General features: G+C 53.5%; 11 protein-coding genes. 6 read left to right on the top strand and 5 right to left on the bottom strand.

The genetic code is table 11. The annotated features are described in order from the left end of the window. Positions 1-163: 163 nt before the first annotated feature. The 4 genes from ACW9KT_RS10220 to ACW9KT_RS10205 all read right to left on the bottom strand — a co-directional run bounded on the left by ACW9KT_RS10220 (position 164) and on the right by ACW9KT_RS10205 (position 6941). Entirely contained in the window at positions 164-3457 is a 3294-nt protein-coding gene (locus tag ACW9KT_RS10220) for an efflux RND transporter permease subunit (protein WP_457079960.1), read from the bottom strand. Positions 3458-3676: 219 nt separating this feature from the next. Further along, complete coding sequence (locus tag ACW9KT_RS10215; RefSeq protein ID WP_457079958.1) at positions 3677-4816, bottom strand: efflux RND transporter periplasmic adaptor subunit; 1140 nt, start codon at positions 4814-4816, stop codon at positions 3677-3679. Between the two features lie 68 nt (positions 4817-4884). Continuing rightward, positions 4885-6270, bottom strand: a complete 1386-nt coding sequence (locus ACW9KT_RS10210) for a TolC family protein (RefSeq protein ID WP_457079956.1) — start codon at positions 6268-6270, stop codon at positions 4885-4887. A 65-nt stretch (positions 6271-6335) separates the two neighbouring features. Then, positions 6336-6941: a TetR/AcrR family transcriptional regulator gene (locus ACW9KT_RS10205; RefSeq protein ID WP_457079954.1), complete on the bottom strand. Its 606-nt coding sequence runs from the start codon at positions 6939-6941 to the stop codon at positions 6336-6338. Between the two features lie 586 nt (positions 6942-7527). On the opposite strand from ACW9KT_RS10205, the gene ACW9KT_RS10200 reads away from it, so the two are divergent. Further along, the gene (locus ACW9KT_RS10200) at positions 7528-9015 is read left to right on the top strand and encodes a M48 family metallopeptidase (protein WP_457079952.1); all 1488 of its coding nucleotides are present in this window, start codon (positions 7528-7530) and stop codon (positions 9013-9015) included. A 64-nt stretch (positions 9016-9079) separates the two neighbouring features. Beyond that, positions 9080-10666 carry a DUF6770 family protein gene (locus ACW9KT_RS10195; protein ID WP_457079950.1) on the top strand — a complete coding sequence of 529 codons (1587 nt, stop codon included), beginning with the start codon at positions 9080-9082 and terminating at the stop codon, positions 10664-10666. 104 nt (positions 10667-10770) lie between these two features. Here the strand turns inward: ACW9KT_RS10195 and ACW9KT_RS10190 are convergent, their stop codons facing one another. Next, a complete protein-coding gene (locus tag ACW9KT_RS10190; RefSeq protein WP_457079948.1) occupies positions 10771-11283 on the bottom strand; it encodes a hypothetical protein in 513 nt (170 codons plus the stop codon). Positions 11284-11407: 124 nt separating this feature from the next. On the opposite strand from ACW9KT_RS10190, the gene ACW9KT_RS10185 reads away from it, so the two are divergent. The 4 genes from ACW9KT_RS10185 to ACW9KT_RS10170 all read left to right on the top strand — a co-directional run bounded on the left by ACW9KT_RS10185 (position 11408) and on the right by ACW9KT_RS10170 (position 15772). Continuing rightward, positions 11408-14428 carry a PD-(D/E)XK nuclease family protein gene (locus ACW9KT_RS10185; protein WP_457079946.1) on the top strand — a complete coding sequence of 1007 codons (3021 nt, stop codon included), beginning with the start codon at positions 11408-11410 and terminating at the stop codon, positions 14426-14428. Positions 14429-14517: 89 nt separating this feature from the next. Continuing rightward, positions 14518-14952 carry a nucleoside deaminase gene (locus ACW9KT_RS10180; RefSeq protein ID WP_457079944.1) on the top strand — a complete coding sequence of 145 codons (435 nt, stop codon included), beginning with the start codon at positions 14518-14520 and terminating at the stop codon, positions 14950-14952. Positions 14953-15087: 135 nt separating this feature from the next. Beyond that, positions 15088-15393, top strand: coding sequence for a hypothetical protein (locus tag ACW9KT_RS10175; RefSeq protein WP_457079942.1), 306 nt, complete (start codon positions 15088-15090; stop codon positions 15391-15393). Between the two features lies 1 nt (position 15394). Next, positions 15395-15772, top strand: a complete 378-nt coding sequence (locus ACW9KT_RS10170; protein ID WP_457079940.1) for a magnesium citrate secondary transporter — start codon at positions 15395-15397, stop codon at positions 15770-15772. Positions 15773-15908: the final 136 nt, after the last annotated feature.

Below are 15908 nucleotides of genomic sequence, written 5' to 3'. Positions count from 1 at the left end.
ATCGTCGGCAGTAAATCTACTGCTTTCTCCGTGCCTTACTCGCTCAGTTGTCGACCTAATTTAGCGAATTTATAGCAGCTCAACAGTAGCGCGTGGCGTTTTTAAGCCAAGCTCGTCCGCAGCCGAAACCAGCAAATCAGTCCCCCTTCTTGCCCCCTGCGGATTAGGTTCCAATCTCGGGGGGCGTTTCCTTCTTGCGCTTGCGCTCCTCAGTAGCATGGCCGTTACTGCTGGGGCCGGCCGGACCCGTGGGGGGCGTATTGGGTTCTTTAGAGCCGTGCTGCACGTGGCCGTGGGCGGCGGGGTCGTAGTTGGCTTCCAGTTCAGCCAGCTTAGTTTTGCCATAAGCAAACTTGGTAATGAGCACGTAAAGCACCGGCACGATAAAGATGGCCAGGAACGTAGCCGCTAACATTCCGCCCGTCACCGTCCAGCCGATAGTTTGGCGCGACACTGCCCCCGCGCCCGAAGCAAAGGCTAGCGGCAACACGCCCAGAATAAAAGCCAGCGAGGTCATAATAATAGGTCGCAGCCGCAGCTTCACCGCGTCGATGGTCGCTTCGATGAGATTCATACCCGTATCGACGCGCTCTTTGGCGAATTCCACAATCAGAATCGCGTTTTTGGCCGACAAACCAATTAGCGTAATCAAGCCAATCTGGGCGTAGACATTGTTGGTGAGCTTGGGCAGGAAAATCAGCGCCACCATGGCGCCGAAGGCTCCCAGTGGCACCGAAAGCAGCACCGAAAACGGCACCGACCAGCTTTCGTAGAGTGCGGCCAGCAGCAGGAACACAAACAAAATTGAGAGGCCGAAGATGATGATGGTACTATTGCCAGAGCTGATTTCCTCGCGGCTGAGGCCGGAGAAGTCGTAGCCGTAGCCGGCGGGCAGCACGTCGGCGGCCACTTCCTCTAAGGCCTTAATGGCCTGGCCCGAGCTGTAGCCAGGGGCCGCATCGCCGTTTATCTCAGCCGAGCGGAACAGGTTGTAGTGGGAAATCAGGGGGGCATTTTCCACCACTTTCGTCGTGATGATAGAGCGCAACGGCACGTTCTGGCCCTGCTGATTCAGCACGTAATAGCCCCCCAGGTTCTCAATATCCTTGCGGTAGAAGGTATCCGCCTGGGCCACCACCCGGAAGTTGCGGCCGTATTTGGTGAAGTCGTTGATGTACGCCGAGCCCATGTAAGTCGACATGGTAGTGAACACCGACGAGAGCGACACACCCAGTTTCTTGGCCTTTTCTCGATCTACGGTCACCTGGTAGCCAGGAGTTTTGGCAGTAAAGAAGGTAAACGCCCGCCCAATTTCCGGCCGCTGGTTGGCCGCGGCCACGAACTTGGTCACGGCGGCCTCGAAGGCTTTGATATCAGTGGAGCCTTCGCGCTGCTCTAGCTGGAAGCTAAAGCCGCCCGTGTTACCCAAGCCGGGAATAGCCGGCGGGGGCACAACCACAATGCTGGCTCCTTTGATAACCGAAAACTCCTTTTGCAAACCGGCAATAACTGCCGCCAGCTGCAACGATTCGTCCTTACGCTCAGCCCAGGGCTTGAGCTGAATGAAGAAGGTACCGCTACTAGGCTTAAAGGAGAAGTTCAGGGCATTTAAGCCCCCCACGGCCGTGTACGTGCGTAGCGCCGGGGCCTTGGTGCGCATTATCTCCGACATCTGATCCAGAATCTGCTTAGTACGGGCGCTGGAAGCACCTTGGGGCAACTCCACCGAAACAAACAGTCGGCCTTCGTCCTCATTCGGGATAAAGCCCGTGGGCTTGGCGTTGAACAGGCCCACAGTACCCGCGTAAATGCAGGCCAGCAGAATCATTACCATGGGCGCAAACCGCAGCGCTTTACGCACGCCCACGGAATAGGACTCAGTGGTGCGGCCAAACCACATGTTGAATCTGTAGAACAGCTTGTTTAGACCCTTGGAATCGGGGCTTTGCTCGGTGGGGCGCATCAGTAGAGCGCACAAAGCCGGCGTAAGCGTGAGAGCTATAAAGGCTGACAGCACCACCGAAATGGCAATCGTAATGGCGAATTGCTGGTAGAGCTTACCCACAATACCCGGAATAAAGCCTACCGGCACGAACACCGCCGCCAAAATCAGGGCTATGGCAATAACCGGCGCCGTGATGTCCTTCATGGCCTTCTGCGTGGCTTCGCGGGCCGAAATACGCTCCGTATCGATGTAATGCTGCACGGCTTCCACCACCACAATCGCATCATCAACTACAATACCAATGGCCAGCACGAAACCAAAGAGGGTCAGGGTGTTAATGGTAAAGCCCAGCGGTATAAAGAATATAAACGTGCCCACAATAGCCACCGGAATAGCCAGAATGGGGATGAGCGTGGCGCGCCAGCTTTGCAGGAAAAGAAAGACCACGAGCGTAACCAGCAGCAACGCTTCGCCCAGGGTGTGCAGCACTTCTTCAATGGATACGCGCACCACCGTAACAGATTCAAATGCAGCGCTATACACTACATCCGGCGGAAATTTCTTCTGCAAAGCATCCATCGTGGCGTAGATGCCGTCGGCCGTTTCCAGAGCGTTGCCGCCAGGCGTTTGGTTGACGAGCAGCAGCGTAGTTGGGATACCGTTGGTGGTATTGTAGCGGGAGTAGTCGAACTGGCCGAGCTGCACTCGGGCCACATCCCGAAGCTGCACCACAGAGCCATCGGCGGGGTTGGTGCGCACTACGATATCCTCAAACTCCTCCACCTGATTGATGCGACCATTCACGAAAATCGTGTATTGAAACGCTTGGGTGCTAAACTGCGGGGCCGTACCGACCGAGCCGGCCGCCACCTGCACGTTCTGCTCGCGCAGGGCATTGGTCACATCCGTTACGCTTAGGCCGAGCTGGGCCATCTTATCTGGCTGAAGCCAGATACGCATACTAAAGTCCTGACCCAGTGCGGTTACGTCGCCCACACCGGGCACCCGTAAAAGCGCGTCGCGGACGTAGACGTTGGCGTAGTTGTCGAGGAAAGCAGTGCTGTGGGAGCGCTTGGGCGAGTAAATAGCCAGCACCATCAGCACGGTTGGGTTACGTTTTTTCACAGTCAGGCCCAGGCGTTTTACCTCGTCGGGTAAGCTGGGCTGGGCTACGCTGACGCGGTTTTGCACGTCGAGGGTGGCAATGTCGATGTTGGTACCAATGTCGAAGGTGACGTTGGTGCTCATGCGCCCGTCGTTGGTAGCATTAGACTGCATGTAAGCCATGCCCGGTGTCCCGTTGATCTGGGTTTCGATGGGCGTCACTACGGTTTGCTCTACCGTCTGGGCATCGGCCCCGGTAAAGCTACCCGCCACCTGCACTACCGGCGGCGAAATGTTGGGGTACTGGCTGACCGGCAGGTTCAAAATGGACAGCCCCCCCAGCAGCACAATCACTATTGAAATGACGATGGCCGTGACCGGTCGCCGAATAAAAACGTCAGATATCATACTCTAAGAATTGTAACACCAAGCTCCAGCTTAGCTGTCCTTCAGTTGGTGAATCGTTGCGGTCGTTGTGTTTTGTGTTTAACAGGCGGTCATGCAGAGCAAAGCGAAGCATCTCGCGTGTTTATCAGGATAACTAACCTCACGTCAGCACGCGAGATGCTTCGCTTTGCTCTGCATGACCGCCTTGAAAACAACACGACCAGTTGTTTTCACACTTTATTACTTGGCTGCTACGGGCGCAGCCGATTCATCTATTTTCACTACCGCGCCCTCACGCAGATTCTGCACACCTTCGGTCACAATTACCTCGTTGGCTTTTAGCCCCTGGCGTACCACTACTTTATCCTTAACGCGCGTACCAGTCAGCACTTTGCGCTGGTTCACTTTGCTGCTATCACCCACCACGTACACGAAGAACTCGCCCATCTGCTCGGTCACGGCTTTGTAAGGAATCACGAGCTGACGGCCGGTGTCTTCGTTGAGCACCTGCACAGTAGCGTTCATGCCCGCCCGCAGGATACGGTTTGGATTGGGGAATTGCAGGCGCACCGTAATGGTACCCGTTTGCTGCTCCACCGCCCGATCAATCGTGTTGATTTTGCCTGGCATCGGGTAGCGCTCATTACCGGCCAGCACCAGCGTAAAGAGCGAATCAGAATTGCCCCCCGCCGCTTGCTGAAACTTAGCGAAGCGCGGAATCAGCTGCTCATTCACCGGAAAGTCTACGGCAATAGGGCTATCCGAGGAGATGGTATTGATTAGGGTCGTACCCGGCGTTACCAACGAACCCAGCTTCACCTGCGCTAGGCCAATAGTGCCAGCAAAGGGCGCCACCAGCACCGAGCGGCGCAGGTCGGTGGCGGCATTGGCTAGGTTGGCCTGGGCTGCGCTGATCTGAGCGCGCGCGTTGGCTACGTCGGTGGTGGCATAATCGACGCGCTGCCGGGCAATAGCATCTTGCTCGGCAAGGCGATTGTAACGCTCGGCGTCCTTAGCGGCTTTTTCGTAGTTAGCTTGGGTAATGCGGAGCTGCGCCTGCGCCGACTGATATGCTGCCGCATAGCGGCTCTGGTCGATTTCGTAAAGCTTCTGGCCCTTGGTTACGCGCTGCCCGTCCTGTACAAATGACTTAGTTAGGTAGCCGCTCACCTCGGCCCGCAGTTCCACCTCGTTTAGTGGTACCACCGTGCCCGGGTAGGTATCAATGCCCACTACGCTTTCCTCCGTCACTTTATATATCGTCACCGGCACGGCCGCGGGGGCAGCGTTCTGCGCGGCCTCCTCTTTCTTCGAGCCGCAGGCCGTAGCCGCTACCGAGCCAATAATCAGGGGCAGCAGCCGGACTAAATTCCACTTCATGGGGTTGATGTTTATATAGTAATAAGGCATTTCCAAAGCTCTAGGGGGGCTTTTTTTACTTGCGTGAATTAGTTGAGAGCAATGACGCCCAGGGCCCGTTCCACGTCCAGCTTGCTGGCCAGCACGTTGAAAAGCGAATTGTAATAATTGAGTTGAGAGGTGCGCAAATCGGTTTCGGCCACAATCACCTCCAGATAGGTCTTGATACCCTCGTCGTACTGTAGCTTCACGATGTTGTAGATTTCTTCGGCGTCGCGGGCGTTTTCCTGCTGGGTTGCTAGGTCGTTGAGGGCACTTTTATATGTGGCCAGCGCCTGCTCATATTCCGAGTTGATCTGGTTTTTGGTATCAAATAAGTCTAGGTCTACGCGCTCCTCTTGCAGCTCCGCAATCTTCAGATTCTGGAGGCGGCGTGTGCCCTGGAAAATGGGCAAAGCCAGCTGCACGCCGGCCTGGGAGTTCGGAAAAGCCCGGTCGTAAAGCACCGAGAATTCATTGTTCTGATATACCCGGTTGTAGTTGATAAAGCCCGAGAGCGTAGGCAGAAAGCCCAACCGGTAGTAGTCGGTGTTTAGGCGCTGAAGCTTTTTCTGGGTCAGGAGCTGCTGCACCTCAATGCGTTTCTCAAAAGCCAGCTGCTGGGTGGTATCGAGGCGGGTTTGCTGAATCATCTGCGCCGTGTCATAGGTCAAAGCCAAGTTGTTTTCGGGCGCGTAGCCCATGAGCTGCTTAAGGGTGGCATACTTACCCTTCAAGGACTCGGCCGTGGTTTTGCGCTGGGCGTAGGCATTCTTCACCGAAATCGTCGCCCGCTTGTAGTCAATCTTATCAGTGATGCCCACCTCGTACTGCGCAAAGGCATCTTTGAGCTGCTTTTCCTGGCGCACAATGGCCTCGTCGAGAATGCGCAGCTGCTCCTGCGTAAGCAGAATATCATAGAACGCCTTGCTCACGTTGGTCACCACATCAATCTTAAAGTTGGTGGTATTCTGACTGTTGCGCAGGCGCACAAAGCGCCGGGAGCGAGCCGCCAGCAGCACATCGTTGCTATAGAGCAGTTGGGTGCCCTGCACACCGATGGTAGACGTATTGTTGAGGCCGATACGCACGATTTGCTGCCCGGCCGCAGGGTCCTGGAAGTTGGGCAGCACGACGGCGGGCAGAATCAGGTTGCGGGTATACGAGCCCACGCCCTGCACCTGAGGCAGCCAGTCAGACAAGCCAATGCGAATTTGCCGCTCGCCAATGGCCTCATCAAGTAGTGATTGGCGTACCAGCGGCTGGTTGCGCAGGGCAAACTGTACACACTCTTCCAGCGTGGCATTAGCTGGCAACGCAGGCGGCGCGCCCGTTTTCCCCGATTGTGCCCATCCCAGCAGCGGGCCACACACGAGCGCTAAGCTTACTACAAACGCACGGCCGATAGTCTTCAGGGGGGCAAATAAATGCTTCATCTTGTAATCAGTAATCAAACTAAAAGGCAGGCACCTAATTCAGCTGTCGCCCTTGGGGGGCTTTCTCAAAAAGTAAAGAGGTAATTCATCAGCATATCAATGACGATATCCTTATGCTGACGCGTAAACTCCGTGTGGGCTGCCTCATCAAAACCAGAAATTTCCGTGGTTATAGGCCGCGAGAGGTACATAAATTGGATATTGGCCATCACCATCTGTAACACGTGCATAGGCGCCACCGGCCTAATCTGCCCTGCATCAGCGGCTTCTTGCAATTGGCGCAGGAAGAAGAAAACCGGCCGGTCCTTGCTCGGGGGTGTTAGCAGATCGGGGTGGCGACGCATCTCCGAAAGCAGAAACAGCGGCAAATCCGGGTTCTGATCAAACAAGCGGAAGTGCGCCTCCAGCAGTTGCGGAATCTTGATTCGCAACTCTAATGGCTGGGCCATAATGCAGAAGATCTCCTGAAAGTATTCCCGATAGATATCATCGAAAATCAATTGGAACAGCTTTTCCTTGCTGCGGAAATAGTAATTAGTCAGGGCCTGATTGATGCCTGCCGCTTCCGCTATATCGCGGGTAGTAGTGCCATCGAACCCCTTCTCCATAAACACTTTCCGAGCCGACATCTTAAGTCGCTCTTCCGTGCATTGGGGATTTTCATCGGACATAGTAAACTGAATAAACTAACCTAAAACCACTTATCAGCTTGCTCTATGCTTGAGGCTGAAGTCACCGAGCACACTGCAGGGTAGTGAGTAATAGATAGTAAACTCAATGTTTGTAAGAATGTTTTAATCAAATGATTAATTTACTGTTACAGATTGCCAATCAAGGATTTAAAATACTCCCTTGGCTATAGTGCCATATTTCAGATTAATATTTGCTTACGGTGCAGAAATCTTTATCCAAACAAGAAGATAATACAATTTTTTATGGCGCATTTATCTTACTTTTTAATTGAATTATTTCATTTTAACTAAGGTTCCAGTTCTGATAACACTGCTTTATATATTCAACCTCAAACATTCTGACGTATTCTTCTTATACAATATAAATTGATGTTTATAGCCAAATTTTGGGGTAACTACATCATTGTGTATCACTTTCCATAATTACATTTCAGCTTGGTATAAGGCGATCAATTATTTTGAAATAAAACAAGCAAGGCGTTAATATTATCTTAGTTCTATTTTCTAGATTTGAGGCAATTAAATACCAATCATCTGCTCTGCCGCAAATTCGTGTGGTGCCTATATGTTACAACTACTTTTCTTGTTGCTTTTTGGGTTTAGTACGTTTGCGGCTGTTGCTCAAAATGCCCCCTACTTACCTTATTATTCCAAAGACACTACTCAGCTATTTAAGCTAGCCGTAGCGCAGCGCAACGCAGTGAAAGCTCATTTTGTGCTTCCTAAATCGGGCAGTAGTGACTACCGGGAGCATTATCGCAAAGTAGTGCATGAAGCATCCGATGAGGTTTACAACTCTATTCGCTACTCAGCGCTACTCGATTCAGAAATAGAACCTTATGTGCAGCAGGTATTTGCTCGCATTTTGACTGCTAATCCGCAATTGCCAGCCAATACGAAGCTCATTCTCACCCGCAATCCTGCGCCCAACGCCCACGCTGTCGGCAGTGGCACCGTGCTACTTAATATTGGCCTGCTGCCTCGGCTTGAAAATGAAAGCCAACTAGCCTTTATCCTCTGTCATGAGCTGGCTCACGTAGCTTGCCGGCACATGCAAAATGGCCTTCAAGAGCGCCTGATGGCATTACACAGCAAAGAAATGAAGCGCGAGTTTCGCCGTATTATTAATGCTGAGTACAATATCAGTTCCCAGATTAAGGCATTAGCCCTCGGTTTCTCCCTCAACAACAACTACCACCACCGCCGCTACGAGAAACAGGCCGATTCCCTGGGTTATGTGCTTCTAACCCGCACCAGCTACGATGCCTCCCAAGCCTATCGTGCCCTGCAACTACTTGATACCGTCGATGAGTCCGAAGCAGGTAGTGAGCTTAATTTAGCAACCTATTTCAGTTGCTCGAATTTTCCTAAAACATTCGGAGAGGCTCTGGTAAAGCCTCACTCTATCTTCACAGTAAAGGCAGCCGAAAAAACTCTACTCGAAACCACTGACACGCTTAAGTCGCATCCCGACTGCGCCAAGCGTATGCGCTTTATGCGCACGCTGGCCCAAGATCGCATAGCTGACGGGTCGCAGCTAACTGCTACGCCGGCATTTACCCGGATTCGTCATATCAGCCGATTTGAGGTCATCCAAAGCTGGTTCGATTACGATTGTTACGACCACGCTCTATTCGAGGCGTTGTTACTATTGCCCCAACAGCCCCAGAATTCCTACCTCCATTCGATGGTCGTGCTGAGCTTGTATAAACTGCGCCAACACCTACAGGATCACACCTATAGCGAAGTGGTTTCCAACATCTCCCCGCGCAATCCAGCTCCGTTCAATACCCTCCTATCTACGCTGCACAGTCTTCACTATGAAGATTACAAAGGCCTCAGCGCCTGCTTTACGCAAATGTCCAATCTGCCAGCGGAAGCCCCTAGTGATGAATATACCCTAGCGGCCCGCTACGCAGCCAGCACTCTGGCAGCAGAAACTACGGTCGCGGCTTCGCTTAAAGCGCAGTACCAGAAGCAATACGTGGGGGGCAAATTCATGCCGTTATTATTCCCCACGCCTGCGCCCAAGACCTCAACTACTCGCCGCTAAAAGTCCGTCTTATTTCATTCCATTCACTTCATATATCATTCAAATTCTACTCAATTCCCATTTCATGTTATTAACTAAACGCACGGCCATGGCGGCCTTGTTCGCATTGTCGGCTGCCGCTGCTTACGCCCAAACCAAAACGCTGGACGGCATAGAGAGTATGACTCGCTCGGCCCTCTCCCCCATCTATGCTGGCAACGAGGTGAAGGGCTACATGATGTTTGCCCGCGGCGATAAAGCCGACCGCAAAAACGACAACTACCTGCTTGACTTCTATGACCAGGACTTAGGCAAAGTGTCCAATATCACTATCCAGAAACCAGCCAACCGGTTTACTCTGCTGACCAACAGCTTCAATGGCTCTGCCTTTGCTTTCTATTTCGTCAATTACAAAGACGGAACCCTGGAGATGGAGACCTATGACACCAGCCTCAAGAAGCTTGGCACCAAGGTAATTGACGACTTATCGAAAGCCGACAAGATGGTTATGCAGAACCAGCTGAAGATGAAGAAAGACGGCAGTGATGGTGGGGAAAACCCTCAGATGGCAATGAATCTGTTTCCGGTACCCGGCTCCGGCTTTGTGCGCAACAGCTATACGGGCATGGCCAAAGGCTACGCCCTTGTGATGTACGATGAAAGCCTGAAAGCCAAGTGGCGCTTGGCCTCCAGTGAGGACTCCAAGCTCTACGAAGCTGTGAACCTGACCGAAGCAACCGACAAATACATCCTCGGCATCATGATGCGGCGCGATGGAATGATGTCACGCAAAGTCACTTCATCTATGCTGGCCATCAATGCAGCCACGGGCAAAAAGGTGATGGACTTGCCGGTTGAAACCAGCAAAACCGAGCAGTTATCGCTCAGCTCCTTCACCTTCGATCCTGCCAAGCGGGAATTCGTGGCCGTGGGCGAGTACTACAAACTAGAGGATAAGCCCTTCGTAAATAAAAGCCAGGGTTTCTTTATCAAACGTTTCAGTGAGGCTGGTAAGGTTGTTAGCTCCAAGAATTATGGTTGGCAGAAAGAGGTAATGGCCCTTATGCCGGCCGAAGCTAAGCCCAGCCTAGAAGAGAACTTTGTCAACTACACGCACTCCATTGTAAAAGGCGCTGATGGCAAGCTGTATATTGTGGCTGAGCAGTTTAAGATTGTAGCCGATGCTGCCGGCATCGCTCTTAGTGCCTTGGGTGGTGGCAGAGGCCCCAGCGTTTCGAAGGGTAAAATCGGTAATATGCTCGTCTTCGAACTCGACCCGGAAGCTAAGCTTACTAGCGTTAAATTCTACGCCAAAGACCCCTCTAATGCTATGTTGCCTCCCGGCACCGGTTTTATGAGTGCTGGTCTACTGGGCCACGTCATTAAGTCACAGGGCGAATTTGATTACCAGTTTATGCAGCGAAATGATGCTAACACGCAGTTCAATGTAGTGTACCTCAACTTTGATAAAGAAAAAGGTGAAGGCACTAAGCGTATCATCGGCAACATTGCCTTCGGTGAGAACGGTAAGTATGCAGTGGACAAAATTGACATGGTCAGTAATGCAAACTACTCCTACTTGTATCCTGCTAAGCCCGGCTACGTGATGATAGCTGACTATTATCGCAAAAAGGGCCAACTAGGTATGAAGTTGGTAAAGCTCAACATCTGATACTAATCTTTGCGAAAACAAAAAGGCCCGGCTATCTGCCGGGCCTTTTTGTTTGTAGGCAAATTGAAATCAGTTTCTCAGAAGCATCCTGGCTAGCGGACGCTTTACTCCTTCACCCACACTCCAAGCTTCTTTTTCTGCGCATGAATCTCAGCTAGCCGAATTTGCAGCATGAATTCATCGTAGTCCTTTTTGCTGATATGGTTTTTGATGTCGGTCTTGGGCTTCTGCATGGTGCCCCCGGGGAAGTATCCGTTTCTAACTAAGTATACATTCAAATTCTCGTCCTTATCTACCACCCAGCAATAAGTCATGCTGGATTTGGGCGCGCCCAGCATCGTAGACTCGATAGTTGAAACGGGTATTACGCGCGCCGTAGGGTGCTGCTTTATCCATCTAGCAATCAGGGTGTCAGTGCCGGCGGCTCGGCGGGTCTTGAGAAAGCCGCTACCTAGCAGGCAGTACGCTAATGTGCTATCTTTCTTGGGCGCACCGAAAATGGATTTAAATTTAAACTCTTCAACCGACCGAGTAGCGCCCACCCGCCCTAGTTGAGCATAGCTGTTGAAGGCAGCCAAAAATGAAATAACAAGCAATAAGCAACGAACCGGACGCATGAATGAAGTGTTCAAGAATTGTATTTTATTGACCTAATAGCATAATTCGTGCCTCCTCGTAATAAGCTCCTCACTAGGCTCTCGTTTACTTAGTCAGAAGCCGAATTTTATCCCTTCTACCTTTATGTCCCTCGCCCCTTCCACTACCCTTGCTCCTGCTCTCTCGTCTGCTGCTGACGAGGCTAGTCCGGTAGCATTCTTAACCCAGGCAGCCCACGACTTAGTAGCGCGCTATCCGGGTTCAGAGCTCTCTGACGTGGTAGTGGTGGTACCCACGCGGCGCGCGGTGGTGTACTTGAAAAACGAGTTGGCCCTGGCTACGGAGGTCGGCACGGCGCTTTGGAGCCCGCGCATTGCGGCCATGGAAGACTACATGGTGGAGCTGGCGGGCGTGCAGGTAGAAGAGCCTATTGCCCTGCAGCTCATGCTGTTCGACATTCTACGGGAGATCGATAAGAAGTTGGATTTTGATCAGTTTGTGGGTTGGTCGGGGCTGCTGCTACAAGACTTCTCCAACCTTGACCAGAATATGGCGACGCCGGCCAAGGTCTTCGATTACCTCACCGAAGCCAAGGCACTGGAGCGCTGGGCGCTGGAGCAAATGCCGGCCCCGGCGAGCACCACGGTAGCTTACTTTCGCTTCTGGGACGACCTGGAAAAAGTGTACTGGCGCCTGCGCAAACGCATGGAGCAGCAAAGCGTAGCCTACCCGGGCCTGGCTTACCGGCTGGCCGTGGAGCACGTGCAGAATATGCTGGATAACGGCCAAAAAGCCCCCCAGCACGTCTTTTTAGGCCTAGGCTCTTTATCCAAAGCGGAGGAAAGACTTATCCGGCTGCTGCTCAAGCAAGGCCGCGCCGAGGTGCGCTTCGACGGTGACGCATTTTACCTAGAGCAAGATTTACCTAACCGGGCTGGTCAACACCTGCGCCGCTACCGCACCCAGTGGGATTTGCCCCCCGAGAGCTTTGCCAGCACCACCGGCGCCCTCCCGGACTTGCTGCGCACATTGCCCCGCGAAATCCAGTTTGTGGGCGTGGCGAATTCCAGTATGCAGGGCAAAGTAGCCGGCCAGCTCCTGGCGGCTTCTCGCTTGCAAAACCCACGCGCCAAGGTGGCCATCGTGCTGCCTGACGAGACGCTGCTCCTACCGGTATTGCACGGTTTGCCCCCCGAAGCTGTGCCCGAGTACAACGTGACCATGGGCTTGAGCTTCCAGAGCACTCCCCTGTTCAACCTTGTGGATTTGCTGTTTGAGGTGCACCTGACCGGCATTCGGGAAGGCTCGCCCGAGACGGGCTACGGCGTGCCGCGCTACCATCATCTGGCCGTCACAAAGCTGTTGCAGCACCCGTTTCTGCGCCGCTATCAGCAGTGGCTCGACAAGCAGGAAAATGCCCCCCAGTACCACGGTTTGCTCGAGCACGTATGCAACCAGATCGTGAAGCGCAACGCCGTGCTGCTACCCGCCAGCGAGTTGTTGCAGTTGGGTAAGCAGCACCCGCTGGTTGAAGCACTATTTGCTACTTGGGACACCTGCGACGATATTATTGCGGCCTGCTACACCCTCATTGATCTGCTCAAAAAAGCCTATCAAGACCAGCACTCAGCTATTGAGGCGGAATATCTGTATCTGTTTTTCACCCTCGTAAAGCGTCTGGATTCGGTGTTCGACTGCCGGGAGCAGCGCCTGTCGGTGCGCTCGTTTCGGCGGTTTCTGTATGAGCAAATGGCCCGCACCCGTTTGCCTTTCAGCGGGGAGCCCATTGCTGATGTGCAGGTAATGGGTTTGCTTGAAACCCGTGCTCTTGACTTTGACCACGTCATTATTTTGAGCTGTAACGAGAACGTGCTGCCCGCCCCCAAGCGCCATACGTCTCTTTTTCCCTACGACGTACTGCGCGAATTCAACCTCCCCACCTACGCCGACCACGAAGCCGCCACCGCCCACCAGTTCTGGCGCTTACTCCAGCGCGCCCGAAAGGTCGATTTGCTGCACGTGCTGCCAGGAGCCGAAGGCACCCGCACAGGCGAGCGAAGCCGGTTTTTGCTTCAAATTGAGAATGATCTTCTTCCCCAGAACCCCGACTTGTTGCTGCGCGATGTAGTAGCCACCGTTATGGCTGATGAGGGCCCAGAGTTAGCAGATGCATCTGCTGGTGATGTTATCACGCAAAATCCGGTTGGTGATTTGGTGCTGGAAAAGGACTTCGACATGCTCACGGCTTTGCGCGGCGTGCTTATTCGGGGCCTCTCACCGTCTGCGCTGAATCAATTTTTGAACTGCTCCCTCCAGTTTTATTTCGCTCGCCTGGCGAAGTTTCAAGAAGCGGAAGAAGTAGAAGAAAAGCTTGGGGCTGATGGCTTTGGCACAGTAGTGCACGAGGTGCTTGAAAACCTACTGCGGCCCTTTGCTCAGGAAAAACGCCCCCTGACCGCTGTCGACCTGCCGGCTCTGCTCCAACAAGTACCCACCGAGGTGGCCCAAGCCATGCGCCAGGAAGACGACGAGCGTCACGCCCGCCCCGACGAGGGCCTAAACCACGTGCTCGGTCAGGTAGCCGCCCAACTTGTGCGCCGCTACCTCGAGGGCCTGCCCGAACAAGCCGGCGCCTTGCCTCTGCAAGTCAGCGGCTTGGAAGAAATCCTGCAAACAACCATTCCCGTCACCTTGCCCGGCGGCGACACGCTAGCCTTGCGCCTCTATGGCATCGCCGACCGCCTCGACGAGCTACCCGATGGCCGCCTACGCGTGATAGACTACAAAACCGGCCTGGTACAAGCCCACGAGCTTCGTCTGCAAAAGCGGGGCGAAGACGCGGCCGCAGCCACCCAGCGTCTGCTCACCGACGCCACATCGGCTGCCGACAAAGTGCGCCAGCTCTGGCTCTACCGCCTGATGCTGGAGCGCGAAGGTCGCCCCGCCGCCGATGCCGCCATTATTTCCCTGCGCAACCTCAGTGCCGGCCCCATGGCCGCCGACATGGGTTTTCTGACCGAAGACGGCACGTCCTTCCTCGATAAAGGCCAAGAATTACTTACCAACTTTGTGCACCGCATTCTCGACCCCACGGAGGCCATTCGCAAAACCGATGATCTGGAGCGCTGCCAGTATTGCCCCTACAAAGGCATTTGTGCGCGCTAGGTCCGCGTCAAATCATCGTTCTTTGCGCAGTATTTGCACTTGAATAAATAACCGAATGCGCTTAGCGCGTTTCTACTGACTTTACTTTTATGGACGAATTCATGCAAGCCGCCATCGACGAGGCGCGTCAAGGCCGCCAGGAAGGCGGCATTCCAATCGGCTCGGTGCTAGTGCGTGGGGGGCAAATTGTGGCCCGTGGGCGCAATAAGCGGGTGCAGGAAAACAACCCCATTAAGCACGGCGAGATGGACTGCCTCTACAATGCCGGCCGCCAGCGCACCTACCGCGACACGGTACTCTACACCACGCTGATGCCCTGCTTCATGTGCGCGGGCACCATCGTTCAGTTCAAAATTCCGAAAGTAGTCGTGGGTGAATCACGCACCTTTGGCGAGTCCAAGGAGTTTCTGGAGTCGCACGGCGTGGAGGTGGAAATTGTAGATTTGGACGAGTGCGTAGCCATGATGCAAGAGTTTATTGAGGCCGAACCAACTTTGTGGAATGAGGATATTATGGAGTTATAGCCGATTGGCATTCATCCCTAATTCAAGTTAAAAACGGGTTAAATAGGTCAAAAAGACCAAAGCGTCACTATGGTGCCGTTTTGGTCTTTTTGGATTTTATGCAACCCAGCCGCCCAATTTGTGCGTAACCTACAGATGGCTGATACTCCTCTACTTGCTTCCAAAAAGTGTCCGCACTGCCAGCAGTGGTCCGCGTGGCAACACAGTCCAGAAGACCGTTGTGAGCACTGCGGTGAGCTCCTCGACCCGCGGGCCCAGCAAAGCGCCATTGAGCGCGCAGAGCTGGAAAACCAGAAGACGTCGTCCCTTATCCTGATGGAAATAACGCCCGAGGACAAGGGGGCAAAGCGTTTTTTCAAAACCATTGTTAGGGGTGGACAACTGGCTTTTGCGGCCATCTTGTCTTTTATAGTTTGGGTAGTCACTGTAGCCGCAGGTTGATATGAAGCGCTGGCCCGAATTCCGACACCCACTGTTTGTCATCGCCGTGCTCCTGTACGTGGGCTACCTCGTGAACCGCTACTTGGTGCACTGGCCCCTGCCCACGCTGCTTACTTCCTACCTAGGCGACTTGGCCGCTATGCCCGTTATGCTGAGTTTGGCCCTGGCTGCGCAGCGCCGTTTCGTGGCTCGTACACGCGCTTTTGTGCTTCCCGACACTTGGCTAATTGCGGCCTGGATATATGTATCGCTATGGTTTGAAGGCATCCTACCCTACTTCTCCGCTACCGCCGTGGCCGATCCATTCGATGTAGTGGCGTATGCTGTGGGCACCGTTGCTTTTCGGCTTTGGCTTAACAAGCCTGCTCTGGCTACCTGATTCTCCTACGCTCGCGAGATTGCAGAGTCTGCGTCGGCTTGGGAACAAGCAAGTAGCTGCACCCAAACTCGGCTTTCTGATCACTTCTTCATCGCTTTTTCTTAGTGTGTTAAAAATTATTAATCACTACCTTGTT

The sequence above is a fragment of the Hymenobacter sp. HD11105 genome (assembly GCF_054051685.1).
The sequence above is the reverse complement of the archived record's forward strand: the minus strand, read 5'-3'. Positions and strand labels throughout refer to the sequence as shown.

What these genes read in the sequence shown, in the direction of transcription:
- ACW9KT_RS10205 (WP_457079954.1), bottom strand. Translation starts at nt 6,941, where the DNA reads ATGTCCGATGAAAATCCCCAATGCACGGAAGAGCGACTTAAGATGTCG.
- ACW9KT_RS10195 (WP_457079950.1), top strand. Translation starts at nt 9,080, where the DNA reads ATGTTATTAACTAAACGCACGGCCATGGCGGCCTTGTTCGCATTGTCG.
- ACW9KT_RS10170 (WP_457079940.1), top strand. Translation starts at nt 15,395, where the DNA reads ATGAAGCGCTGGCCCGAATTCCGACACCCACTGTTTGTCATCGCCGTG.
- ACW9KT_RS10185 (WP_457079946.1), top strand. Translation starts at nt 11,408, where the DNA reads ATGTCCCTCGCCCCTTCCACTACCCTTGCTCCTGCTCTCTCGTCTGCT.
- ACW9KT_RS10210 (WP_457079956.1), bottom strand. Translation starts at nt 6,270, where the DNA reads ATGAAGCATTTATTTGCCCCCCTGAAGACTATCGGCCGTGCGTTTGTA.
- ACW9KT_RS10215 (WP_457079958.1), bottom strand. Translation starts at nt 4,816, where the DNA reads ATGAAGTGGAATTTAGTCCGGCTGCTGCCCCTGATTATTGGCTCGGTA.
- ACW9KT_RS10220 (WP_457079960.1), bottom strand. Translation starts at nt 3,457, where the DNA reads ATGATATCTGACGTTTTTATTCGGCGACCGGTCACGGCCATCGTCATT.
- ACW9KT_RS10190 (WP_457079948.1), bottom strand. Translation starts at nt 11,283, where the DNA reads ATGCGTCCGGTTCGTTGCTTATTGCTTGTTATTTCATTTTTGGCTGCC.
- ACW9KT_RS10200 (WP_457079952.1), top strand. Translation starts at nt 7,528, where the DNA reads ATGTTACAACTACTTTTCTTGTTGCTTTTTGGGTTTAGTACGTTTGCG.
- ACW9KT_RS10175 (WP_457079942.1), top strand. Translation starts at nt 15,088, where the DNA reads ATGGCTGATACTCCTCTACTTGCTTCCAAAAAGTGTCCGCACTGCCAG.
- ACW9KT_RS10180 (WP_457079944.1), top strand. Translation starts at nt 14,518, where the DNA reads ATGGACGAATTCATGCAAGCCGCCATCGACGAGGCGCGTCAAGGCCGC.